The organism is Paracoccus halophilus, assembly GCF_000763905.1.
GTDB lineage: Bacteria > Pseudomonadota > Alphaproteobacteria > Rhodobacterales > Rhodobacteraceae > Paracoccus > Paracoccus halophilus.
Genome location: NZ_JRKN01000005.1, coordinates 88,091 through 110,519 on the forward strand (window position 1 = coordinate 88,091; position 22,429 = coordinate 110,519).

Genomic DNA, 22,429 nt, shown 5'->3' on the forward strand with positions numbered 1-22,429 from the left:
CTTACTCGGCCTTTTCTGTTGCGCGCGTGACAAGTGCCGCCTGCGTTTGCGGCGCCTCGACGATCTCGACCCGGGCGCCGGGCGCGATCTTCTGGAAGCCCGAGGTGACGATCTTGTCGCCGGCCTTGATGCCGCCGGTCACCACCCAGTCGTTTCCGGCCCCGGTCTGGATGGTCAGCTTGCGCATGACCACGGTGCCATCCTCGACCAGCCAGGCATGCGCCTCGCCCTGTTCGTTGCGCATGACCGCGTTCTTGGGCAGCAGAAAGGCTTCGCCGGCCCTGGCCTGGGGCACCTCGACCTCGACATAAAGCCCCGGCAGCAGGCGGAAATCCGGGTTCGGAAAGCTGATGCGCAGGGTGATCATGCCGGTGGTCGGCTCGACCTGCGGCTCGGCGGCGCGCAATTCGCCGCGCTGTCCGAAGGGTTTGCCATTGGGCAGCATCATCTCGACGCCGCCGGCCATCAGCTCGCGGCGGGTTTCGGGATCGGCATCCCAGTTCAGCAGGTCGTTCACCGATTGCGTGACATCGACATAGACCGGGTCCAGCGCCCGGATCGTGCTCAGCGCGCCCGCCTGCTGCGCCCCTACCAGCGCCCCGGTGGTGGTCAGCGACAGGCCGATCCGGCCCGAGATCGGCGCCCGGATCGTGGTGCGCTCAAGGTCGATCTCGGCGCTGAGCAGCTGCGCCTTGGCCAGTTGCAGGGCGGCGCCGGCCGCATCGCGCGAAAACACCGCAGTGTCGCGTTTCTGCACCGAGCCGGTCTTGGTGGCCAGCAATTCCTCGGCGCGGCGGGCTTCGCGCTCGGCCAGGCTGAAATTCGCCTCGGCCTGCGACACGGCGGCGCGGGCGGCGGCGACGGCGGCGGCATAGGTCTCGTCCTCGATCTTGTAGAGCGGCTGCCCCTTTTCGACCGAGGTGCCCTCATCAAAGAGCCGTTCGCGGATGATGCCCGAGACCTGCGGCCGGACCTCGGCGATGGTCGAGGCCTTGATGCGCCCCGGCAGGCGCACCTTCTGAATGAATTCCTGGCTTTGCGCGGTCAGCACGGTGACCGTCGGCGCCGGGGCGTCCTGCGCCAGCAGCGCGCCGGGCGAAAGCAAAGCCAGGAACGACAACGCAACGGCCGCGACTGGGAAGAAACGCTTCATGGTGTACCTTTCAAGGGCGAATTTCGGGATAATCCGGGGTGCCGGCCGGGCGCCGCCGCTCATGGGCGCCGGGCATTTTCGCAGCCCCGCAGCAGGGACATCTGCGAGGACAGGATCTTCCAGCCCAGCACCGAAAGCGGAAAGGCCTTGGCCGAGCGCAGCCATTCGGACAGCAATCCGTGCATCGTGGACATCATCAGGACAGCCGCTTCCTCGGGCGTGAAATCGGGGCTCAGCGTGCCATTGCTTCTGGCCTGCCGCGCGATGCGGCGCAAAAGCTCGAACATCTGGTTGTTGATGTCCCTGATGCAGCGGGCGGTTTCCTCGTCCTCGACCATATGGGACAGGATCCGGAACATGCGCTGCTGCGATTCATCGACCTCGAAGATGGCCAGCATCTCGTGGCCGGCGGCTTCCAGCAGGCCCAGCGGATCGTCATAGCCCTGTTCGGCCGCCATCGCCAGGATGCCCTCTTGCGGCAAAAGACGCCGCGCCCTGAGCGCCGTCAGCAGATCGGTCTTGTCCTTGAAATGCCAGTAGAAGGCGCCCCGGGTCACGCCGGCGGCACGGGAAATGCTTTCCAGCGAGGCCGAGGACACGCCTTTCTCGGCAAAGATGTGCTCCGCCACGTCAAGGATGGCGGTGCGGGTCTGTTCGGCCTCTTCCTTGGTCCGCCGCATCTCGCGCCCCCGGATTGGATGGATTCGCCGCATATATAAACATACATGTAGGTATGTAAATAGATTTCTGATGGGCGCTGTTGCGGGCTTCAGCCTTTGATCGCGGCTCCCCCCTTCCCCGTTGAAGCGGTTGATGAGGGCAATCCGGATGTGGATTTCGGCGGTCTGGCGGTCGGGGGTGAGCCATTGGCACGCCATCTGCGGTCACGGTGCCGAGTCGCTCATCGGATGGCACTTGGCTCAACAGATCTGGAAGGACCGGGCTGCCGCCCTCCTGGATCGAGGTGAATGCCACCGCCCGGATATCGCCGGTGGCCGAATCTATGGCCAGATGTGGCTTGCGATACTGGCGCCCGCGCTGCGTTCCATGCTTGCGGGTATGAGCCAGGGCGGAAAACAGTCCCGGGGGCTGTTGAAAAAGCCGTGTCAGACCGGTTCCGGGGTTCGTCCTGCCAAACGGCTTCCGACGATGGAAAGGAAGAAGATCATCGCTGCCGCCGCCAACGTCTTGAGGTTCATGGCGATGGCGGTCAGGAGGGCCTGAAACTTCATGCTTTCAAGCCCTCTGCGGATGACTCTGGCCCGTCCGTGGAGTGTCTTTGCGGTGCCGTGCACGCCTTGGATGCGCCAGCGATGCCGGGTGTGGACGGCGTGGTCGTCCTCGCCCCATGCCAGGCGTTTGCGCCGGGGCGCGCTGGATGGCCGCATGGCTGGCGACGATATGCACCCGGCGCGATGGCGCGCCCTATGGCTGGCACTGTGCCTTGAGCGAGCAGCGGGTGCGGTCGCGCCGGCCGGCACGATACCACTTGCCGGATTTCATGCTGTCGCGAACTGTGAGCCGCTGCTTCGCCGGACACTGAACCAAGTCGTGATGAGGATCGAACCTGAACCGCTCGGTTGCAAAGCCCTGCGCGCCTCTGCGGCGGTACGCGCGAAGGGGCGGGATGAGCGCTTCGATCCGCCGGTCCTCAGGCGCGGCAAGCTGACCGACCCTCACCAGCACATGGTCCTCGCCTCATTGTCGATCAGCACGTTCAGCGGCCCCGCTGCGCGGCGGTTCGTTATCTGGGCGGTGCTTGCCTTCTGCCGTCGGCTCAGGGAGGAGAAGTCGAGGCCGGCCATCCTCAGGAGGATGATCACCATCCCTGTCCTTTGTCGGAGCGGCACGCCAAACAGGACCTTGTCGAGCCAAACCAGCTGCATGCCCCGCCGCCTGAGCGCTTGGTTATAGGGCTTCCGGTTCGTTATGCGGTAGCGGCAGGAGGCAGGTTTGTTCATGCCAGCCTATTCACCACGCGGTTCCGCATAGTGAATCCGCCATGACGCCGAGTTCTGCAACAACGCCGGTCACGCAGTATCGGCCGTCCCGCGTGACAATCGTCACATAAGAAGGACGGCCTCTGCGGGGGTCCTGGTCACAGCAGCAGCACCTGCGTGCCGATCGTGGTCAGGTCGTAAAGCTGCTTGATATGCTCGTTATACAGCCCGATGCAGCCGTTCGAGGATTTGCGGCCGATCTTGCGCGTGTCATGCGTGCCGTGGATGCGGTAATATTGCCAGCTCAGCCACAGCGCATGGGTGCCCAGCGGATTGTCCGGTCCCGGCGGCACGAAATCGGGCCATTCGGGATTGCGCTTCTTCATGTCGGGGGTCGGAGCCCAGCTGGGCCCCACGACCTTCTTGATGATCTCGGTGCGGCCGGTGCGGGTCAGGTCGGCGCTGACCGGGACCGAGGTCGGAAACAGCTTGTAGACGGTCTGATCCTCGGACCAGAAATGCAGGGCGCGCGATGTGAGGTCGACCAGTATCGCGCCGTTCTTCAGGTTGTTGAAATAGGGCTGCCACTGCTGCATCCGGAAGCTGGAGATATTGCGCCGCGAATCCTGCGCCTGGTCATATTGCACCATTCCGGCATCGGGTGTCGCCCCGCCGCCGGCGCCCAGAAGCGGCTGGCCGGTATAGGGATCGAAATTCTGCGCCAGGGCCGGCGCCGCAAGCCCCGCTGCCCCCACCGCGACCGAGGTGGTCAGAAACTTCCGGCGGGTCACCGGATTTTTCGGCGTGATCATTGCTCGCTCCTGCATTGTGGCGGACCGTTTTGCGCGGTCTTCGTCTGCCCGATTTTGTGAAAGATCGTCGATAGCGGCGGTTTACTTCGGGATGGGACGCCATGCAATTCAAACAAGCGTCATTGTCGCAACAGGGCGCCGGCCTGTGGCCTTCACGCAATCTTGCGTTTGAAGGGATGCGCCGGGTTTTGTATGGCTGACGGAAAATACCTTCTGGGACAGGAAATCATGAAGAAGTTCTCGATATTGGCGCTTGTTTCTGTGCTGGCACTCGCGGCCTGCCAGAAGCCGGTCACGCAGCTTGGCCCCGATGGCCAGCCGCTGCCCGTCGCCTACAAGATCACCGCGCGCGAAGAGGCGCAGATCCCGGGGCGCGTGCTGGGGCAGGTCAATGCGCTGCGCGCCAATATCGGTGCGCCCGCGATGACCCAGAACCCGATGCTGGACGCCGCGGCCAAGGCCCATGCGCGCGACATGTCGGCGCAGAACCGGGCCTGGCATTTCGGTTCCGACGGCTCGTCGCCGCTGGATCGGGTGCGCCGGCAGGGCTATTACGGCAGTCTGATCGGCGAGAATATCTCGGAAACCTTTGAAAACGACATCGCGACGCTGAACGCTTGGATGCAGACCCGCGACACGCGCGACATCGTCATGGACCCGCGCGCCACGGATCTGGGCATGGGCTGGTATCAGGAACCCTCGGGCAAGGTCTGGTGGGTGATGATCACCGGCGGCGGGGGCGCGACCACCCTGGCCAGCGCGATGAACTGAGCTGCGGCGCCCCTCGGGGCGCCGTCATTTCCTGATGATGCTGGCCCGGATATGGCACCGTTCGGAGAATGCCCCGGTTTTCCGGGGCTTCTGCCTTGGCTGTGCCCGCCGTCCCGGGGCCTGGCGGCCCGGGGTCAGGGATAGATAAAGATCGGCACGCCCGGCTTGAGCATGGCATAGACTTCCTCGATCTCGCCGTCGTCGATGGCGATGCAGCCGGCGGTCCAGTCCTGTTTCTCTTTCGACAGCACGCGCCCCTCGGGGCCCAGCCCGTGGATGAAGATATCGCCGCCGGGCCGCTTGCCGATGGCCGTCGCCTGCGCGACGTCCTGTGGCGAGGGGTAGGAGATGCCGACCGACAGGTGATAGCGGCTGTTGGGGTTGAAACGGTCGATGAAATACAGCCCCTCGGGCGTCTTGCCATCGCCTTCGTAGCGTTTGGTGCCGACGGGTTCGTTGCCCAGCCCGATCTTGTAGGTCTTGATCGGGGTCTTGCCGCTGATCAGATACAGCTTGCGGTCGCCCTTCTTGATCACGACCTGCGTGACCGGGGGGCCGCTATAGCTTCTGAACTTGCTGCCCGAAGTGCTGACGCTGCTGCGATTGCCGTCGCCGCCGCAAGCTGCCACGGTGGCAATCACCATTATCGCGATCAATGCGCGTATTGCCCGAATCATCTCTGCCCTCTGTGCGCGCCATGCGCGTTGTTTTTCCCATGAAATACCACAGAGGTAAAAATTTCGCTAGCGTCGGCGAATTTCCGCCAGAGTTTCGACATGCGGCGACCAGCGGAACTGGTCGATCACATAAAGCCGCACGATATGCAGCCCCTCTGCGGCAAGAATCCCGGCATCCCGCGCGAAAGTCACCGGGTCGCAACTGACCCAGGCCAGGGTTTCGGCCCCGGAACGGGCGATTTCGCGGGCCTGGGCCTCGGCGCCGGCGCGAGGCGGGTCGATCACGATCGCGTCATGATGCAACTCGTCGGGCAGCAGGGGACGTCGCGCCAGGTCGCGGATCTCGGTCGTGATTCGGCGCAGGCCCGTCGTGTGGCGGGCGGCCCTGTCCAGCGCCTGCAGCGGCGCGGCAAGCCCTTCGACCGCGTGAACCTCGGCGGTTTCGGCCAGCGGCAGGGTGAAAGTGCCGCAGCCGGCGAACAGGTCCAGCACCCGGCCCGCGCCACGGGTCACGTCGCGGATCGCGGCGAGCAGCGCGGCCTCGCCCTCGGCCGTGGCCTGCAGGAAACCGCCCGGCGGAGGCACGACCCGCGCGCGGCCCATGGGCAGGGCCGGCGGGCGGCGGGTGATGGTCCGATCGTCCCAACTCAGCCGCGCCAGATCGCCCTGATCCGCCAGCAAGGCCAGGGTCTGGAACAGCGCCGGATCGACCGGCTTGCCGCCACGGACCGCGACATCCAGCCCGGCCGGCGTCGCGGTCACCGCCAGCGACAATTCGCCCGCGCGCGAGGCGCCGGCCACGACCATTTCCCGCAGCAGCGGCAGCGCGTCCTGAATCGCCGGGCGCAGGACATGGCAATCGGCGATCTCGACAATGATATCCGAGGCGCGGGCGTGAAAGCCCAGCAGGGCGCCCTTTTTCGTCCGCCGCCCCGACAGCACCGCCCGGCGGCGCGAGCGCGGCGGCGAGACATGCATGCCGGTCACCGGGGCCTCCAGCCCCTGGGCGCGCAGCGCCTGCCGGACCACGCCGATCTTCCAGTCGCGGACGAAATCCTCGGAGCCATGCATCAGCGAGCAGCCGCCGCAGGCGCGGTAATGCGGGCAGGCGGGCCGCACCCGCTGAGCCGAAGGGGTCACGATGCGCGGCGCCGGGATGCGGCCGGCCTCGGCCTCGCCCTCGATCCGCTCGCCGGGCAGGGTCAGCGCGGCCAGCGCCCGGCTGTCGCCCGCAACCGCCACGCCGTCGCCCTTGCGGCCCAGCCGCTCGATGGTCCAGAGCGTCATTCGGCGGCCTCGGCCGCCTCGTCCTCGGTGCCGAGAAAGCCGCCGGACTGGCGGTTCCAATAGCGCGCATAGGTGCCGTCCAGGGCCAGCAGTTCGGCATGGCTGCCCTGTTCGACGATGCGCCCGGCGTCCAGCACCACGATGCGGTCCAGCTCGGCGATGGTGGACAGGCGGTGGGCGATGGCCAGCACGGTCTTGCCCTGCATGGCGCGGTGCAGCGCGGTCTGGACCTGGGCTTCCACCTCGCTGTCCAGCGCGCTGGTCGCCTCGTCCAGAACCAGAATCGGCGCGTCCTTGAGCAGCGCGCGCGCCAGCGCGATACGCTGGCGCTGGCCGCCCGACAGCTTGACGCCGCGCTCGCCCAGATGCGCGTCATAGCCGGTGCGCCCGGCATGGTCGCGCAGGGTCAGGATGAACTCATGCGCCTCGGCGGCGCGGGCGGCGGCAATGATTTCATCCTCGCCGGCATCGGGACGGCCATAGAGGATATTGTCGCGCGCCGAGCGGTTGAACATCGCGGTTTCCTGTGTGACCATGGCAATATTGTGGCGCAGGCTTTCCTGGGTCACGCCGCGCAGGTCATGGCCGTCGATGCGCAGGGCGCCGCTTTCCACGTCGTAAAGCCGCAAGAGCAGCGACACCATGGTCGACTTGCCCGCGCCCGAGGCCCCGACGATGCCCAGCTTTTCGCCCGGCGCGACATGCAGGTCCAGATCGATGATGCCCTCTGCATCGGTGCCATAGCTGAAGCTGACATGGTCGTAATCGATGCGGCCCGCCACGCGGCCCAGCACGGTCGCGTCGGGCCGGTTGGTCAGCGCATGCGGCGGCGCCAGGGTCTTCATGCCGTCCTCGACCTCGCCGATCGAGCCCCAGACGCTCATCAGCGCCATGCTGACCCAGCCGGTCATCTGCGACAGGCGCATGGCGATGGCGCCCGAGGCGGCGATATCGCCGGCCGTGGCCAGCCCCTGCCGCCACAACAGGATCGCGCCGCCGACCAGGATGACCGGCAGCGCCCCGGCGACGATCATCAGCGCCATGCGGAACCAGGTGGCCAGGCGGCCGAAATCCAGCGCACGCTCGCGAAAGCCGGCCATTGCGCCCAGGGCGGCGCGGTCTTCGTGTTCGGCATGGGCGAACAGCTTGACGGTCTTAATATTGGTGATCGTGTCCACGACCTGGCCGGTCACCATCGCCCGCGCCGAGGCCCGACTGGCCGAGCGCCTGCGGATGCGCGGCATGAACACGCGGATCAGCGCGATATAGGCGGCCAGCCAAACCAGCAGCGCCAGCGCGCCCCAGCCATCGACCGAGACCAGAAACGCCGCCGAACCGATGACCGAGGCCAGCGCGAAGGCGACCACGTTCACGAATTCGGTCGCGACATCGGTCACCGCGCGGGCTGTCTGCATCTGCTTTTGCGCGATGCGGCCGGCAAAGTCGTTGTCGAAAAACGTGACCGCATGACCCATGGTCCAGCGATGCAGCCGCGACAGCACCAAAGGCAGGATGTTCGGCCCGATGATGACGCTGGAACTGGCGGTCGAGAGGCCGACGATGGCCGGCCGGATCAGCAGGAAAAAGGCGATGAAGGCGGCAATCAGCCAGCCCTGCTGCGCCCAGATCTGATCCGTCGGCGTCGAGACGACGGCATCCACCACCGCCCCCAGCAGCACCGCCGAGGCCACGTCCGACACCCCGGTCAGCGCCGAGGTCGTCGCCGCGATCATCAGCCCCGGCCAGGCGCCCGACAGGCACCAGCGGAAAAAGGCCAGCAGGGTGCGGGGCGGCGGCCCCTCGGCCGGGCGAAAGGCGTCGATCAGGCGGGCGAAATAGCTATGCATCAACGGTCCCGCCTTTCCCGCCATCCGGCGCGGGGTCGCGGGCAATGTCGCGCAACTGGTCGCGGGACAAGGTGAAATCGCTGTCGATCCATGCCCGTTCGGCGCGCTGCAAGCCGCGCCCGAGCGCTGCCCCCTTTACATCGGGCATCAGATCGGCGGCGCTGAGCGGGAAGGTCATGCCGGCGCCGCGCGCGATCTCGTGGCACCAGCCAAAGGCGGGGGCATCGTCATGGGCGGTGCGGATCAGGACCGATTGCGCGGCGATGGCGGGCCCGAAACGATAGGCGGCGGCGGCCGGCGACAGGGTCTGCGCCTCGGCCAGCTGTTGCTGCATGCGCGTCTCGTCGCGCGACAGGCGCAGCGCCTCGGTGGCGTTCGGGGCGCCCAGCAGGGCCAGCCGGCGCGGCCAGATCGGCAGGGCGCCGGCGCCGAAATCCTGCTCGGCCTCGATCAGTTCGGGCAGGTCGCCGGCATCGGCGCCGGGCAGGATCAGCGGCAGCACGCCCGCCTCGGCCATCAGCCGGACGGCATGGGCCGGGTCCGGCGCCGACAGCAGCTTGCGCATCTCGTGTCCGATGCGTTCCCTTGAGATGCCCGCCAGCCCGCCGCGCAATTCGTGGCAGGCGGCCAGGGCCTGCAGGTCCGCCTCGCGGCCATACCAGGCCAGAAAGCGGAAAAAGCGCAGGATGCGCAGATAGTCCTCGCGGATGCGGTCGCGCGCATCGCCGACAAAGCGCAGTTTGCGGCTGGCCAGATCGGGCAACCCGCCGACCGGATCGACGATCCGGCCCGTGGCGGTGGCGTAAAGCGCGTTCATGGTGAAATCGCGGCGCCGGGCATCGTCGCGGATATCGTCCGAGAACGCCACCACCGCGCGCCGGCCATCGGTTTCCACGTCGCGGCGAAAGGTCGTGACCTCATAGCCGCGCCCGTCGGCGATCACGGTGACCGTGCCGTGATCGATGCCGGTCGGCACCGTGCGCAGCCCGGCCGCCCGGGCCAGCCGGATCGTATCCTCGGGCCGGGCCGAGGTGGCGATGTCGATATCCGAGACCGGCTCGCCCAAAAGCGTGTTCCTGACCGCGCCGCCGACGACCAGCGCCTGCGCGCCGCCGGCGGACAGGGCGGCAAGAACCCGGTCCAGCGCCGGATCTTGGGGCAGGGCGACGGTCAGGACCTCGGTCATGCGGCGAGCCTCAATGCCAGCGAGTGCAACACGCGCGCGGTCGCGCCCCATATATAATAGGGTCCATAGGGCGCAATGTAATAGTCGCGCCGCGCACCGCGCCAGAGACGGCCCTCGATGCGGTAATTCGCCGGGTCGGCGATATGCTCGAAGGGCACGGTAAACACCTCTTCGACCTCGCCCGCCTCGGGGACTGGGGTAAACTCGCCATGGATCAGCGCCAGCACCGGCGTCATGGCAAAGCCGGTGACCGTGCGATGCGCCGGCATGGTGCCCAGCACCTGGACCTGCGCCGGGTTCAGACCGACCTCCTCATGCGCCTCGCGCAGGGCGGCCGCGATCTCGTCGGCGTCGCCGGGATCGACCTTGCCGCCGGGCAGCGCGATCTGGCCCGGATGGTGGCGCAGGCTCGAGGCGCGCTTGGTCAGGACCAGCCGGCCGCTTCGGCCGTCAAAGGCCGCCAGCACGCCGGCCGGCAGCAGATCGACATCGGCCGGCGGATCGCGCTGAAAATCGTAATCCGACGACGGCCCTGTCGTTCCCGACAGGGCCCGCAGCAGCCGGTCGCGCAGCTCGGCCATCAAAGAGCGGCCCGGCTGTCCCGGCCGCCTGCCGCCTTGCGCGGCAGTGGCTTGCCATCGGCATCCACGGTCGCCTCGAAGCCCAGGCTGTCGGGGTCGAATTCGTAATGCGCGCCGCAGAACTGGCAATCGGCGGTGACGATGCCCGCCTCGGTCGTCATATGGGCGATGTCTTTGGCCGAATAGATCGACAGCGTGGCGCGCACCCGCTCGGCATTGCACGAGCAGCCGAATTCCAGCGGCTGGACCCCGAACGCGACGGGATCTTCCTCGTGGAACAGCCGGAAAACCAGGTTGGGCAGCGGCAGCGCCGGATCGACCAGTTCGATCGCCTCGACCGTAGACAGCAGCATGGTGGTGCGGTTCCAATCCTCGGACTGGGCGCCCTGCAGGATGTCGGCGGTCTGGAGGCTCTCGCCCCCGGCATCGGGGCGGGTGGTCGCGGGCAGGGTCTGGACCATGATGCCGCCGGCGCGCCAGTGCTCGGCCTGATCGCCGGCCATGCGCGAGCGGCCGACGGTCAGCTCGAACCGCGTCGGCAGCTGCTCGGACTGTGCGAAATAGGTCTGGGCGCAGCTGGCCAGGGTGCCGCCGGCCAGCGGCGTCATGCCCTGATAGGGGGTCGTGCCCTCGCCCTGGTCGATCAGCACCGCGAAATAGCCCTGGCCAAGCTGGTCGAAGCCCGAGCCGTCATCCGCCAGCCGCCCGGCGTCAAAGCTGGCCCAGGCGCGCATGCGGGCCGGCCCCCCTTCGGTTTCCGGGGCGTAGTAATCGGCGGCAATGGTGCGGATGGCGCCGCTGCCGCGCACCTGCAGCGACAGTTTCCAGCGCAGCTTGACGGTCTGGCCGATCAGCGCGGTCAGCGTCACCAGTTCCGCCAGCATGGCGCTGACCGTGGCCGGATAGTCATGGCGCGACAGCATGTGTTCAAGCGTCGGCCCCAGGCGCACGATGCGGCCGCGCGTATCCGAGCGGTTGAGCTGGAAGGGCAGCATACTGTCGTCCCAGGAAATATCCTTCGTATCGGTCATCATGGATCCTTCGGAATAGCGGAGGCGCGCGGCACGATGCCGCCGCGCGGTTTGGCTTCCAATATAGTTCATGTGACAAAAAGCCCAAGGGGCTGCCGCCGGGGGCGTCCGGCGCCGGGGGCAGCCGCGGGATATCCGGGCATGACGGAACCTGCCGGGCTGCTTGTTGACGGCCGCCGCCCTTCGGCGGTAACCGGTGGCAGGAGATTCCCGGCCGAACCGCCCCCGAAGGAGCCCGCCATGAGCTTTGACCGCAAGATCAAGATCGCGCCCTCGATCCTGGCCGCCGATTTCGCCAATTTCGGGCAGGAATGCCGCGCGGTCGAGGATCAGGGCGCCGATTGGGTCCATGTCGATGTGATGGACGGGCATTTCGTGCCCAACATCACCTTTGGTCCCGCCATGTGCAAGGCGATCCGGCCGCATATCCGGGGCGTGATGGACGTGCATCTGATGATCGCGCCGGTCGATCCCTATATCGAGGCCTTCGCCGAGGCGGGCAGCGACGTGATCACCGCCCATGTCGAGGCCGGGCCGCATATCCACCGCACCCTGCAGGCCATTCGCGGCGCCGGGGCGCGGGCGGGCCTGGCGCTCAATCCGGGCACGCCGGCGGCGGCGGCCGCGCCGCTTCTGGACGATATCGACCTGATCTGCGTGATGACGGTCAATCCCGGCTTCGGCGGGCAGAAATTCATCCTCAGCCAGATCGACAAGGTGCGCGAATTGCGCGCCATGATCGGCGACCGGCCGATCCATATCGAGATCGACGGCGGCGTGGACCCGGTGACCGCGCCCCTGGTGGCGGCGGCGGGGGCGGATGTGCTGGTCGCCGGATCGGCCGTGTTCAAGGGCGGCTCGGTCTCGAACAGCGCCCCTTACGGCGAGAATATCCGTGCCATCCGCGAGGCGGCCGAGGCCGCGCTGCGGTGATCTGGCGCAATCTTTCGGCGCTTGCCGGCAGCGGGCTGCGTCTGGCCGCGCCGCTGGCCGGGGCGGATCTGCGCGAACGGCTGGCGCTGACCGGGCCGCGGGTGCCACCGGGCGGCATCTGGCTGCATGCGGCCAGCGTGGGCGAGCTGACCTCGGCCCGGGTGCTGGCCGAGGAACTGGCGCGCGAATTTCCCCTGACGGTGACCACCAACAGCCGCAGCGGGCGCGATCTGGCGCGGCAGGGCGGCTGGCCCTGCGCGCTCGCGCCGCTGGACGTGCCGCAGGCGGTCCGGCGGTTTCTGGACCGGGTCGAGCCCACCGTAATGGTCACCGTGGAAAACGAGCTATGGCCGAACCGCTCGCGACTGGCCGATTCGCGCGGCGTCGCGCAGGTGGTCGTGGGGGCGCGGATGTCGGCGCGCTCGGCGGCGCGCTGGCGGCGGCTGCCGGGCGTGATCGCAACCATGCTGGGGCGCATCGACGCGCTTTCGGCGCAGGATGGCGACAGCGAAACACGGTTGCTCGGGCTGGGGCTGCGCGCACACGCGCTGACGCCGCGGCTGAACCTGAAACTGCTGGCGCCGGCGCGGGTCCAGCCCGGCGCGGACGGGCCGGACCGGGCGCGGACGGTGCTGGCCGCCTCGACCCATGAGGGCGAGGATGCGGCGCTGCTCGACGCCTATATCGCCGCGCGCGCCGCGGCGCCCGGGCTGCGGCTGATCCTTGCGCCGCGCCATCCGCAGCGCGGCGATGCGGTCGCGGCGCTGATCCGGGCGCGGGGGCTGGACTTCGGCCGCCGCAGCCGGGGCGCGGGGCCCGAGGCGCCGGTCCTGCTGGCCGACACGCTGGGCGAGATGGCGCGCTGGTATCGCGCCGCCGGGATCTGCATCACGGCAGGCTCCTTCGCCGATGTCGGCGGCCATACGCCCTGGGAGCCCGCCGCCTGGCGCTGCGCCATCCTGCATGGCCCCGATATCGCCAACCATGCCGAGGATTATGCCGCCCTGGACGCGGCGGGCGCGGCACTGGCCTGTTCGGCGCAAAGCCTGCCGCAGGCGCTGCGGGCGCTGGCGATGGACAGCGCCCGCCAGCGCCATATGGGGCTTGAGGCGCGCAAGCTGCTGTTGGCGCGGGCGGGCGATCCGGCGATACTTGTCGCGCGAATCCGGTCACTTGCGCGGCCCGGCCTTGCACAAGGCCCGGCGCGGCACGATATCTGACGGGAAAGGAGACACGATGATCCGCTATTCCCTGCGTTGCGATCAAGGCCATGAATTCGATGGCTGGTTCCGGTCCTCGGACGGGTTCGAAAGCATGCGCGCCGCGGGGCAGATCGGCTGTACGCATTGCGGTTCGGTCAAGGTGGACAAGGCGCTGATGGCGCCGCGTGTCGCGCAGGGGCGGGACGCCGCGCCCGATCTGCACAGCCCGCGCGATCCGCGCGAGGCGGCGCTGGAAAGGCTGCGCCAGCATGTCGAGGCGAATTCCGATTATGTCGGCATGTCCTTTGCCGCCGAGGCCCGCGCCATGCATGCCGGCGAAAAACCCGAGCGCGCGATCCATGGCGAAGCCAGGTTCGAGGATGCCCGGAAGCTGATCGAGGACGGCATCCCGGTCGCGCCGCTGCCGTTCCGGTCCCGCCACCGGGCGAATTGACGACCTAGCAGGCCGGGGCGTGTTCGCCGTCGATCAGCACCATGATCCTGCCGCGCGAACAGCGCTCGACCCGCGCGGTCACGCCATAGACCTCGGCCAGCAGGGCGGGGGTCAGGACCTCTTCGGGGGTACCCACGGCATGGGTCCGGCCGTCATGCAGCAGCACGATCCGGTCGGCCCATTGCGCCGCCAGCGCCAGATCGTGCAGCACGGCGACGACGATGCGCCCCTCGCCCGCCAGACGGCGCAGCTCGGACAAGAGCCGCACCTGACGCGCCATGTCCAGCGCTGATGTCGGCTCGTCCAGCAGCAGCAGGCGCGGATCGCGCACGATCGCCTGCGCCAGGCTGACCATCTGCCGTTGCCCGCCCGACATCGCGCTTAGCGGCTCAAGCGCCAGCGCGGCGATGCCCAGCTTTTCCATGACCGCCATGGCGGTGGCATCGGCCTGTGCGGCGGGCATGGCGCCGCCGGCGCGCAGCGCCGCGATCACGCTTTCCAGCGCCACCAGCGAGGAACCGGCCGGCAGGGTCTGCGGCATGAAGCCGACCAGCCGCGCGCGGGCCTGCGCAGCCATGCGGGCCAGGTTCTCGCCGTCCAGCGTGACCTCGCCCCGATGGGGCTGCAACTGGGCGATGGCGCGCAGCAGCGTCGATTTTCCGGCGGCATTGGGTCCGGCCAGCACGGTTACCTCGCCGGGGGCAAGCGGCGGCAGGTCCAGCCCCTCCAGCACATGGCGCGTCCCGAAACGGACATGGATGCCCCTGGCCAGAAGCCCCCGCATCAGCGCCGCCTGCCGCGCAGGATCAGCGCGAAAAAGATCGGCAGCCCGATCAGCGAGGTGACCAGCCCGACCGGCAGCAGCACCCCGGGCACCAGCGTCTTGGACAGCGTCGAGGCCAGCGACATGACCAGCGCCCCGGTCAGCAGGCTGGCGGGCAGAAAGACGCGGTGGTTCTCGCCCACCAGCATGCGCGCGATATGCGGCCCGGCCAGACCGACAAAGCCGATCACGCCGACCATCGACACGGCGGCGGCCGCCAGGATGCTGACCCGCAGAAGCGTCCAGCGCCGCAGCCCCGCGACATCGACGCCAAAGCTGCGGGCCTGATCCTCGCCCAGGCGCAGGGCGGTCAGCTTCCACGCGGCGCGCAGCGAAAAGGGCACGGTCGCGGCCAGGATGATCGCGATCATCGCAACGCCCGGCCATTGCACCGCCGCAAGGCTGCCCATGGTCCAGAATACCAGCTGTTGCAGCGCATCGGCCGAGGCGACGAACTGTACCAGCGACAAAAGCGCTGCGGCGGTAAAGTTCAGCGCCACACCGAACAGGATCAGCACTTCGGGGCCGCCGCCCCTGATGCGGCCCAGCAGTTGCAAAAGCCCAAGCGCGCCAAGCGCAAACAGGAAGGCATTGCCCGACACGCTCCAGACCGGGGGCAGGCCGGGCAGGGTCAGGCCCAGAACGATCGCCACCGCCGCCCCGAGCGCAGCGGATGAGGACACGCCCAGCGTGAAGGGTTCGGCCAGCGGGTTTTCCAGCACGGTCTGCATTTCCGCCCCGGCCAGCGCCAGCGCCGCGCCGACCAGCAGCGCCATGACCGCGACCGGCAGGCGCACGTCCCAGACGATCACCTGGGTGCCGCGCGCGACCTCGCCGCCGCTCAGCGCGCGCAGCGTGTCGGCCAGCGGCAGGCCGGCCGGGCCGGTCACCAGATCCAAAAGCAGCGCGACCAGCGCCGCCACGGCGAGCAAAGCGACAAGCATCGCGTTGCGCCGGCTTTGGCGGTGATAGCGTTCAAGGACCTGACCGCTCATTTTTCCGGGGTCACCCACCATGTGCCGGGCACCGTCACCGGCGAAAAGCGGGCATAGATTTCCGCCAGCGTCGCATCCGGGTCGATGTCGGCAAACAGGTCCGGGTGAAAGGTCTTGGCCAGATATTCGATCAAGGCGATATGGACCGGGGAATCGTTGAACATGTGCCAGACACCGGCCGCCCGCCCCTCGCGCACCGCGCGCAGCGAGGAAAATCCGGTGGCGCCGATCAGCGCCTGAAAGCTGGCCTGCGCGGTCGGCGCATCGACGCCCGAGCCCAGGACCAGCCCGCCGCGCTGCGCCATATGGGTGCCGCCGGTCGCGACATAGATGTCCGGATCGGCGCCGATCAGCGCCTCGAGGCTGACATTGCCCTGCACGGTGCTGACCGTGTCGCGGGCGATATTGCGGCCGCCGGCGGTGGTGATGAAGTCGTGAAACACCCCCGTTCCCACGGTCGAGCAGCAGCCCGTCGGCGCCGCATGGACGTGGAAAAACACGCGCGGGCGCGGGATGGTCGGGTCCGCCAGCCGGTTGCGGATGCGGTTCAGCCGCGCTTCATAGAACTGCGCGAATTCCTCGGCCCGGTCCTCGGCGCCGGTCAGCCGGCCAAGGATGCGCAGGCTGGGCATCGAGTTTTCCTGCGGATGCGAGAAGAAATCGACATAGGCGACGGGGATGCCGGCCGCCTCGATCTGGCGGACGGCGACCTGGGTGGCGCTGTCGTTCTGATCGACCAGCGTCAGCACCAGCAGATCGGGCGCCAGCGCGATGATCGCCTCGGCCGAGATGCCGCGATTGCCGGCGCCGACCGGCCTGATCTCGTCGATCTCGGGAAATTTCCGGCGATAGGCCTCCAGCGTCGCGGCGTCCAGCGCGCGGGCCTGCCGCCAGCCGGCGACCAGCGCGACCGGATCGTCATGGATCAGGCCCAGCACCGCCAGGTGCCGCGCCTCGCCCAGAACGATCCGCTGGGCGGGGGCCGGCAAGACGATCTCGCGCCCCAGGATATCGGTCGCGGTGACCTCGGCGCGGGCGGCGCCGATGCCTGCGACCAGCGCGAGGACGGTCAGCAACGCCAGCAGGAACCGGGGGGCAGGCATGGTCATCGGCAACTCCTTGAAGTCAGGCGCCGGGATGCGTCCGGGCTGGCTTCGGTCAGCGCGCAACCTATATTCCCGACACGGCTTGTCAACTAAGACCGGCGCGGGCATGAGGAAAGACGGATCAGCAAAGCGGGGCAGGATGACGTCTCTGGGCAAGGTGGGACCCGATCACGCAAGGCGTCAGGCCGAACTGCGCATCTTTGAAACCGGCGCGCCAAGCCATGATCTGTCGCGCAAGGTGGTGGCGGTCGGGCCGGGCTACCGGCTGTTCATCGCGACGCCCCGGGGCCGGCCGCCGGCGGCCGGCTGGCCGGTCCTTTACATGCTGGACGGCAATGCGGCCTTTGATTTCCTGACACCCGGGCATCTGGCCACGGTCCCCGGTCTGATGATCGTCGGCATCGGCTATGATACCGAGCGCCAGTTCGCGCGCGAATTGCGTACCCGGGATTTCACCGCGCCGGACGGGCCGGGCGACGGTCTGCGCCCCGATCATGTGCATGAGGGGCGCGTGGCCGGCGGTGCCGCGATCTTTCACGACCGCCTGACCGGGCCGCTGCGCGACGCGGCCGAGCAGGGGCTGCCGGTCGATCCCGCCCGGCGTACGCTTTGGGGGCACAGTTTCGGCGGGCTGTTCACGTTATATGCGCTGCTGGCGCGGCCGGGGGCTTTTGCGCGATATGCCGCGATCAGCCCCTCGATCTGGTGGGACGAGGATCTGATTCGCCGCGTGGCGCAGGCGGCGGCGCCGGCCAGCCTGCCCCTGCTGGTGGCATTGGGCGATCGCGAGAAACGATCCGGCAGCGATGGTCCGCCGCCCGACGGCCCGGCCCCGGCGACGATGCAGTTCATCAGCGATCTGGCCAGCCATCCCGGCCACCGGGCGCAGGTCCATGTGCTGCAAGGCCATATCCATATCCAGACGCTGGCCGGGTCCTTCCCGCTGGCGCTGCCCTTCGCCGCCGGCTAGAGCCGGCGCAGGATTTCCGGCGCGATCAGGGCCGAGGCCTCGGGCGAGGTCATCCCGGCATGCAGCATCGGCAGGTCGATCACCTCCAGCGCGCCGGCATAGGGCTGCCACATGGCCGGCAGCAGCCCGCTGTCCCGATGGTCGCGCGCGGCGCGGAAATGGGTCACCGTGCCGTCATAGCGGCGATGGTGATGGCCCCGGATCAGCCGGTTGGTGCCGGTCACCGTGCGCACCACCCCGTCCAGCACCGGCGCGGGCAGCGCGCCCAGGGCGCTGTCGCCCTGACGCAGGAATTCGATCACCGCCTCGCGCGTGTCCAGATCGCGATGCGCCTCGGGGTCGTAGCCGGCAATGGCCAGCAGCGCGCGCAGGGCGGCGACCGGATCGGGCTCGGGCTCATTGCGCCAGGCATCGCAGGGATAGCTGTCCAGCATCGCGACCAGACCCACCTCGTGCCCGGCATCGCGCAGTTGCACCGCCATTTCCTGCGCCAGAATGCCGCCCACCGACCAGCCGGCCAGATGCACCGGCCCCTGCGGCACCAGATCGGCGACCCGGCGCATATAGTCCCGTGCCAGCGCGCCCAGATCCCCGGGCATGGCGATATCCGGGTCGAGCCCGGGATGCTGCAGCCCATAGACCCTGCGCGAGGGCGCGATGCGGCGCGCCAGCATGCGATAGCCCCAGGACAGCCCGCCCGCCGGATGGATCAGGAACAGCGGCGCGGCATCGGCATCGCCCTCGGCCAGCAGGATCAGCGGGCCAAGCCCGTCATCGCGCGGCGCCTGCGCGTCGATTGCCGCCGCCAGAGCGGTCAGAACCGGATGTTCGAAGATTGTGCCCAGGCCGGGATCGCGGCCGGTCTCGGCCTCGATTGCCTGCGCCAGACGCACGGCAGAGAGCGAATCGCCGCCAAGGGCAAAGAAATCCGCCTCGGCCGGGGCCGGTGCGGGCAGGTGCAGGATCTCGGCGAAAAAGCGCGCCAGCATCTGCTCGGCCGGGGTATCGGCGGCGCGGCCCGCGGCCGCGAATTCCGGCGCCGGCAGCGCCTTGCGGTCCAGCTTGCCGTTCGAGGTCACCGGCAGCGCCGCCAGCGCCAGCTCGGCCGAGGGCAGCATATAGCCGGGCAGCCGCGCAGCCAGCCGCTCGGTCAGCAGGCCCGGCCGCCATGCGTCGCCGGGCACCAGATAGGCCACCAGCCGCTTTTCGCCGGCGTGATCCTCGCGCGCGATGACGACGGCCTCGCGCGCGAGGCCGGTCTCCATGATCGCGGCCTCGATCTCGCCCAGCTCGATCCGCAGGCCGCGGATCTTCACCTGATGGTCCGAGCGGCCCAGATAGGTCACCGCGCCGTCGCCGCGCCGCCGCGCCAGATCGCCGGTCGCATAGAGCCGCCCCGAAGGCCCCTCGACAAAGCGTTCCGCCGTCAGGTCGGGCCGGCCCAGATAGCCGCGCGCCAGTTGCACGCCGCCCAGATACAGATTGCCCGCCAGACCCGGCGGCACCGGGCGCATGCGGTCGTCCAGTACCTCGAGCGCGGTGTTCCAGACCGGGAAACCGATCGGGATCGGGTTCGATCGGTCCCTGGCCGAGGCGGGCCAGTAGCTGACATCCACCGCCGCCTCGGTCGGGCCGTAAAGATTGTGCAATTCGGCATCGATCCGGGCGTGGAACCGGTCGCGCTGATCGGCGGTCAGTTCCTCGCCCGAGCAGAAGACGCGGCGCAGGCCCAGCCCCTGCGAGGCCGGCGAGGCCAGGAATGCCGACAGCATCGAGGGCACGAAATGCAGCGTGGTGATCGCGCGCTCGCGGATCAGCCGGGCGATCTGCGCCGGGTCGCGATGCGCCCCGGGGGGCGCCATGACCAGCTCCGCCCCGGCGATCATGGGCAGGAAGAATTCCCAGACCGAGACATCGAAGGTCGCCGGCGTCTTTTGCAGGATGCGGTCGCTGGCATCGATGCCGTAATGCGCCTGCATCCACAGCAGCCGGTTGACGATGGCGCGGTGTTCGATGGCGACGCCCTTTGGCTCGCCGGTCGAGCCCGAGGTAAAGATCACATAGGCCAGATCGCCGGGGCCGGGCGTCGCATCCGGGCGCCCCTGCGCCGGCCAGTCGGCGGGATGCAGCAGCGTGGTTCCGCCCGGAAACAGCCCGACCAGATCGGGCGTGGTCAGCACCGCCACCGGGTCGGCCTGCGACAGGATGCGGGCGATGCGTTCGGGCGGGTGCTCAGGGTCCAGCGGCAGATAGGCCGCGCCGGCGCGCAGGCAGGCCAGCAGCGCAACGGGCAGCTCGAGCGAGCGTTCCAGCGCCACGGCGACGATGCGGTCGCGCCCGGCACCCATCGCGGCCAGCCTTGCCGCAAGGGCGGCGCTGCGGCGGTCGAGATCGGCGAAGCTCAGCGTTTCGGCGCCGAAGCTCAGCGCCGGCGCGTCCGGGGTGGCAGCCAGCTGCGCCTCGATCAGCGCGGTCAGGCTGGTGTCGGGGATCGCGTGGCGGGTTTCGCGGGCGCGGGCGCGGGCCTCGGCGATCTCGGCGGGGCTGGCGGTCGGCACCTGCGCCAGGCTTTCGGCGTCAAGCGCGGCGGTCAGGAAGGCCAGCATCCGGTCGCCATGGGCGCGGGCCTCGTCCTGGGTGTAAAGGGCGGGGTTCGCGTCCACCTCGAAGATCATGCCGGCGGCGGGATCGCCGCGAAAGGTCAGCGTCAGATCGTCCACCGCGCCCGCGCCAAGGATATGCAGCCGGCAATCCAGCCCCGGAAATTGCGGCGGCCTGTCAAAGGGCTGGACATTCACGATCGGGCCGTAAAGCCGTCGCGTGCCGCCGACCAGCCCAAGTTCGCGGCGCAGCAATTCGCTGCGGTAAAGGCCGCGCCGGCGGCCCTGCGCCATGCGTTTCGACTGCGCCGCCAGCCATTCAGGCAGCGGCGCGTCCTCGTCCGGGCGCAGGCGGTGGGGCAGCACGTTCATCGCCATGCAGGGCAGGTTGGCGATCTTGCGGCCCATGCGCGCCATGAAGGGCAGGCCGATCACCGCCTCGCCCCCGGTCCAGCGCGCCAGATAGGCGCCGGTCAGCGCGTTCAGCACATCCGGCCAGCCCAGCCGGTGCCGTTCCGAATATCCGGCCAGCCGCGCCAGCAGCGCCGCCGGCATGCGGCGGCTGTCGCGCAGAAACTCATGGCCGCTGACCGCGCGGCCCGGCGCCGGGCCGGTAACCTCGGGCAGGCCGGCCAGTTCCGCATGCCACCAGTCGCGATCCGTCTCCCGGCGCGGCGAGATGCGATAGGCGGCGTCCTCCTCATCCGCGAGCGAGAGCGGGCCGAAGGGCTCGGGCAGCGGCGCCTTGACGGTCAGCGCCGCGTAATGTTCGGCGATCCGGTTGGTGACCAGCACCATGCCATAGCCGTCGATGGCCAGATGGTGGATGCGCTCGTAAAGAAGATGCCGCTCGGGTCCAAGGACGAACAGGGTGAAGGCGGCGGCCGGTTCCTGATCCAGGGCCAGCGGGCGCATGCTGTCGGCGCGCATCTGCGCCAGCGCCTGCGCCTCGGCCTCGGGCTGGACGGAGAGGTCGGTGAAACCCAGCATCGGCGGCGGACCCTGCATCTGCTGCGGGCCGCTGCCCGTATCGGCAAAGCGCAGCGACAGGGCGGGGGTTTCGGCAAAGGTCCGCGTCACCGCCTGCGTCAGGGCGTCGCGATCGAGCGGGCCGAGAATTTCCAGATATTGCCCGGTATTCAGGATCGGGTTCGACGGGTCCAGCGCCTGCGCGAACCACAGACCTTCCTGCGCCTCGGTCAATGGCGTCGGCAGGGTGGAGTGGCGCAGATTCGCATTCATAATGTCCAAATTCGCCGAGGAAGGCACAGGAAGGCAAGCCATTTAGACATATCCGCTGACGGTCATGTTATCGAAACGACGAGGCGTGGACCTTGTCCGGATCTGAACCGCGCCATAATCTTGTTGGCAATTTTAGTCAACTTTTCCTCTGCCGGCCCGTTCCGGTCCCTGTCAAAGGATGCAGCATGCGGACGACCCGTTCCGGAAAGGCATTGCCGTTTCGCGACACGACGGCGGTATATGGCCGTGTTTCCAGGCTGTTGCACTGGACCATCGCGGCATTGCTGCTGTGGCAGTTGCTCGGCATGGGGTTGAAGCTGATGCTGGGCCGCACGCCGGTTTCGGCATTTTTCGTCGGCTCGCATCAGCAGGTGGGCACCGTGCTGTTCGGGCTGATCGTGCTGCGGGTCATCTGGGCGCTGGCCAATTCCGGCAACCGCCCGGCGCATGGCGGGGGGCTGCGGGGCCTGGCGGTGCGGCTGGGGCATCTGGCGCTTTATGCCGTCATGGTGCTGGTGCCGTTCTCGGCGCTGCTGCGCGCCTATGGCTCGGACAAGCCCTTTGCCCCCTTTGGCGTCGAGATATTCGCAGCCCAGCAGCCCGCGATCGGCTGGATGGTGCAGGCCGGCAACCTGATCCATGGCGAGGGGGGCTGGCTTCTGCTGGCACTGATCGCCGGCCATGTCGCCATGGTGGCTGTGCACGAAGGCCTGTGGCGCGACGGCACGCTGTCGCGCATGGCCGGCCGTCAGGGCGCGCGCCTGTAGCGGCCATTGCTTTTTCATTGATCCGACCGCCGGGCGATGTCACCATTCCGGG

Annotated in this window: 20 protein-coding genes and 2 pseudogenes; 6 read left to right on the forward strand and 16 right to left on the reverse strand. The window is 68.6% G+C overall.

Translation table 11 applies throughout. The annotated features are described in order from the left end of the window. Window position 1: 1 nt before the first annotated feature. The 6 genes and pseudogenes from IT41_RS05140 to IT41_RS05160 form a co-directional block, all read right to left on the reverse strand. Complete coding sequence (locus IT41_RS05140) at window positions 2–1,153, reverse strand: efflux RND transporter periplasmic adaptor subunit (protein WP_036739202.1); 1,152 nt, start codon at window positions 1,151–1,153, stop codon at window positions 2–4. A gap of 59 nt (window positions 1,154–1,212) precedes the next feature. Then, complete coding sequence (locus IT41_RS05145) at window positions 1,213–1,833, reverse strand: TetR family transcriptional regulator (RefSeq protein ID WP_036739203.1); 621 nt, start codon at window positions 1,831–1,833, stop codon at window positions 1,213–1,215. 193 nt (window positions 1,834–2,026) lie between these two features. Next, window positions 2,027–2,209 (reverse strand): annotated as a pseudogene (locus IT41_RS19755) (transposase); the annotation flags it as partial. 50 nt (window positions 2,210–2,259) lie between these two features. Continuing rightward, complete coding sequence (locus IT41_RS22015; protein ID WP_074948043.1) at window positions 2,260–2,541, reverse strand: transposase; 282 nt, start codon at window positions 2,539–2,541, stop codon at window positions 2,260–2,262. 312 nt (window positions 2,542–2,853) lie between these two features. Continuing rightward, window positions 2,854–3,114: pseudogene (locus tag IT41_RS05155) on the reverse strand (transposase); the annotation flags it as partial. A 137-nt stretch (window positions 3,115–3,251) separates the two neighbouring features. Then, window positions 3,252–3,905, reverse strand: a complete 654-nt coding sequence (locus IT41_RS05160; protein WP_036739207.1) for a L,D-transpeptidase — start codon at window positions 3,903–3,905, stop codon at window positions 3,252–3,254. Between the two features lie 228 nt (window positions 3,906–4,133). Here IT41_RS05160 and dalA point away from each other — a divergent pair, with 228 nt between their 5' ends. Beyond that, on the forward strand, window positions 4,134–4,676 hold the full coding sequence (gene dalA, locus IT41_RS05165; RefSeq protein WP_036739348.1) for a divisome-associated lipoprotein DalA: 543 nt from the start codon (window positions 4,134–4,136) through the stop codon (window positions 4,674–4,676). A gap of 134 nt (window positions 4,677–4,810) precedes the next feature. On the opposite strand, the gene IT41_RS05170 is transcribed toward dalA, so the two are convergent. The 6 genes from IT41_RS05170 to hslO form a co-directional block, all read right to left on the reverse strand. Beyond that, window positions 4,811–5,320 carry a L,D-transpeptidase family protein gene (locus tag IT41_RS05170; protein WP_231564692.1) on the reverse strand — a complete coding sequence of 170 codons (510 nt, stop codon included), beginning with the start codon at window positions 5,318–5,320 and terminating at the stop codon, window positions 4,811–4,813. 99 nt (window positions 5,321–5,419) lie between these two features. Next, the gene (locus IT41_RS05175; RefSeq protein WP_036739211.1) at window positions 5,420–6,640 is read right to left on the reverse strand and encodes a class I SAM-dependent RNA methyltransferase; all 1,221 of its coding nucleotides are present in this window, start codon (window positions 6,638–6,640) and stop codon (window positions 5,420–5,422) included. Beyond that, window positions 6,637–8,487 carry an ABC transporter ATP-binding protein gene (locus tag IT41_RS05180; protein WP_036739213.1) on the reverse strand — a complete coding sequence of 617 codons (1,851 nt, stop codon included), beginning with the start codon at window positions 8,485–8,487 and terminating at the stop codon, window positions 6,637–6,639. The genes IT41_RS05175 and IT41_RS05180 overlap by 4 nt, the downstream gene beginning before the upstream one ends. Further along, window positions 8,480–9,673, reverse strand: a complete 1,194-nt coding sequence (locus IT41_RS05185; RefSeq protein ID WP_052081280.1) for a CCA tRNA nucleotidyltransferase — start codon at window positions 9,671–9,673, stop codon at window positions 8,480–8,482. The genes IT41_RS05180 and IT41_RS05185 overlap by 8 nt, the downstream gene beginning before the upstream one ends. Beyond that, window positions 9,670–10,254 (reverse strand): CoA pyrophosphatase, encoded by a 585-nt coding sequence (locus tag IT41_RS05190; protein WP_036739214.1) that lies wholly within the window; start codon window positions 10,252–10,254, stop codon window positions 9,670–9,672. Before IT41_RS05190 ends, IT41_RS05185 begins: the two co-directional genes overlap by 4 nt. Continuing rightward, window positions 10,254–11,285, reverse strand: coding sequence for an Hsp33 family molecular chaperone HslO (gene hslO, locus IT41_RS05195; RefSeq protein WP_036739351.1), 1,032 nt, complete (start codon window positions 11,283–11,285; stop codon window positions 10,254–10,256). Before hslO ends, IT41_RS05190 begins: the two co-directional genes overlap by 1 nt. A 240-nt stretch (window positions 11,286–11,525) precedes the next feature. Here hslO and rpe point away from each other — a divergent pair, with 240 nt between their 5' ends. The 3 genes from rpe to IT41_RS05210 are packed head-to-tail and all read left to right on the forward strand — an operon-like array spanning window position 11,526 to window position 13,874. Next, entirely contained in the window at window positions 11,526–12,218 is a 693-nt protein-coding gene (gene rpe, locus IT41_RS05200) for a ribulose-phosphate 3-epimerase (protein ID WP_036739215.1), read from the forward strand. Next, a complete protein-coding gene (locus tag IT41_RS05205; protein ID WP_052081281.1) occupies window positions 12,215–13,438 on the forward strand; it encodes a 3-deoxy-D-manno-octulosonic acid transferase in 1,224 nt (407 codons plus the stop codon). Before rpe ends, IT41_RS05205 begins: the two co-directional genes overlap by 4 nt. A 16-nt stretch (window positions 13,439–13,454) precedes the next feature. Continuing rightward, window positions 13,455–13,874, forward strand: coding sequence for a DUF1178 family protein (locus IT41_RS05210; protein ID WP_036739216.1), 420 nt, complete (start codon window positions 13,455–13,457; stop codon window positions 13,872–13,874). Between the two features lie 4 nt (window positions 13,875–13,878). Here IT41_RS05210 and IT41_RS05215 read toward each other — a convergent pair whose 3' ends face one another. Genes IT41_RS05215 through IT41_RS05225 form a run of 3 tightly spaced genes read right to left on the reverse strand, consistent with a single transcriptional unit; the run spans window position 13,879 to window position 16,801 of the window. Continuing rightward, on the reverse strand, window positions 13,879–14,658 hold the full coding sequence (locus tag IT41_RS05215) for an ABC transporter ATP-binding protein (protein WP_036739217.1): 780 nt from the start codon (window positions 14,656–14,658) through the stop codon (window positions 13,879–13,881). Beyond that, window positions 14,658–15,692, reverse strand: a complete 1,035-nt coding sequence (locus tag IT41_RS05220) for a FecCD family ABC transporter permease (RefSeq protein WP_036739218.1) — start codon at window positions 15,690–15,692, stop codon at window positions 14,658–14,660. Before IT41_RS05220 ends, IT41_RS05215 begins: the two co-directional genes overlap by 1 nt. Then, window positions 15,689–16,801, reverse strand: a complete 1,113-nt coding sequence (locus IT41_RS05225) for an ABC transporter substrate-binding protein (RefSeq protein WP_036739219.1) — start codon at window positions 16,799–16,801, stop codon at window positions 15,689–15,691. Before IT41_RS05225 ends, IT41_RS05220 begins: the two co-directional genes overlap by 4 nt. A gap of 136 nt (window positions 16,802–16,937) precedes the next feature. Between IT41_RS05225 and IT41_RS05230 the strand changes: the two genes are divergently transcribed. Then, window positions 16,938–17,768, forward strand: a complete 831-nt coding sequence (locus IT41_RS05230; RefSeq protein WP_036739220.1) for an alpha/beta hydrolase — start codon at window positions 16,938–16,940, stop codon at window positions 17,766–17,768. Here IT41_RS05230 and IT41_RS05235 read toward each other — a convergent pair. Continuing rightward, a complete protein-coding gene (locus IT41_RS05235; protein ID WP_036739221.1) occupies window positions 17,765–21,610 on the reverse strand; it encodes a non-ribosomal peptide synthetase in 3,846 nt (1,281 codons plus the stop codon). The genes IT41_RS05230 and IT41_RS05235 overlap by 4 nt on opposite strands. A gap of 185 nt (window positions 21,611–21,795) precedes the next feature. Here IT41_RS05235 and IT41_RS05240 point away from each other — a divergent pair, with 185 nt between their 5' ends. Beyond that, window positions 21,796–22,377, forward strand: coding sequence for a cytochrome b (locus IT41_RS05240; protein WP_036739223.1), 582 nt, complete (start codon window positions 21,796–21,798; stop codon window positions 22,375–22,377). Window positions 22,378–22,429 lie beyond the last annotated feature (52 nt).

What these genes read in the sequence shown, in the direction of transcription:
- IT41_RS05140 (WP_036739202.1), bottom strand. Translation starts at nt 1,153, where the DNA reads ATGAAGCGTTTCTTCCCAGTCGCGGCCGTTGCGTTGTCGTTCCTGGCT.
- IT41_RS05145 (WP_036739203.1), bottom strand. Translation starts at nt 1,833, where the DNA reads ATGCGGCGGACCAAGGAAGAGGCCGAACAGACCCGCACCGCCATCCTT.
- IT41_RS22015 (WP_074948043.1), bottom strand. Translation starts at nt 2,541, where the DNA reads ATGCGGCCATCCAGCGCGCCCCGGCGCAAACGCCTGGCATGGGGCGAG.
- IT41_RS05160 (WP_036739207.1), bottom strand. Translation starts at nt 3,905, where the DNA reads ATGATCACGCCGAAAAATCCGGTGACCCGCCGGAAGTTTCTGACCACC.
- dalA (WP_036739348.1), top strand. Translation starts at nt 4,134, where the DNA reads ATGAAGAAGTTCTCGATATTGGCGCTTGTTTCTGTGCTGGCACTCGCG.
- IT41_RS05170 (WP_231564692.1), bottom strand. Translation starts at nt 5,320, where the DNA reads ATGGTGATTGCCACCGTGGCAGCTTGCGGCGGCGACGGCAATCGCAGC.
- IT41_RS05175 (WP_036739211.1), bottom strand. Translation starts at nt 6,640, where the DNA reads ATGACGCTCTGGACCATCGAGCGGCTGGGCCGCAAGGGCGACGGCGTG.
- IT41_RS05180 (WP_036739213.1), bottom strand. Translation starts at nt 8,487, where the DNA reads ATGCATAGCTATTTCGCCCGCCTGATCGACGCCTTTCGCCCGGCCGAG.
- IT41_RS05185 (WP_052081280.1), bottom strand. Translation starts at nt 9,673, where the DNA reads ATGACCGAGGTCCTGACCGTCGCCCTGCCCCAAGATCCGGCGCTGGAC.
- IT41_RS05190 (WP_036739214.1), bottom strand. Translation starts at nt 10,254, where the DNA reads ATGGCCGAGCTGCGCGACCGGCTGCTGCGGGCCCTGTCGGGAACGACA.
- hslO (WP_036739351.1), bottom strand. Translation starts at nt 11,285, where the DNA reads ATGACCGATACGAAGGATATTTCCTGGGACGACAGTATGCTGCCCTTC.
- rpe (WP_036739215.1), top strand. Translation starts at nt 11,526, where the DNA reads ATGAGCTTTGACCGCAAGATCAAGATCGCGCCCTCGATCCTGGCCGCC.
- IT41_RS05210 (WP_036739216.1), top strand. Translation starts at nt 13,455, where the DNA reads ATGATCCGCTATTCCCTGCGTTGCGATCAAGGCCATGAATTCGATGGC.
- IT41_RS05215 (WP_036739217.1), bottom strand. Translation starts at nt 14,658, where the DNA reads ATGCGGGGGCTTCTGGCCAGGGGCATCCATGTCCGTTTCGGGACGCGC.
- IT41_RS05220 (WP_036739218.1), bottom strand. Translation starts at nt 15,692, where the DNA reads ATGAGCGGTCAGGTCCTTGAACGCTATCACCGCCAAAGCCGGCGCAAC.
- IT41_RS05225 (WP_036739219.1), bottom strand. Translation starts at nt 16,801, where the DNA reads ATGACCATGCCTGCCCCCCGGTTCCTGCTGGCGTTGCTGACCGTCCTC.
- IT41_RS05230 (WP_036739220.1), top strand. Translation starts at nt 16,938, where the DNA reads ATGACGTCTCTGGGCAAGGTGGGACCCGATCACGCAAGGCGTCAGGCC.
- IT41_RS05235 (WP_036739221.1), bottom strand. Translation starts at nt 21,610, where the DNA reads ATGAATGCGAATCTGCGCCACTCCACCCTGCCGACGCCATTGACCGAG.
- IT41_RS05240 (WP_036739223.1), top strand. Translation starts at nt 21,796, where the DNA reads ATGCGGACGACCCGTTCCGGAAAGGCATTGCCGTTTCGCGACACGACG.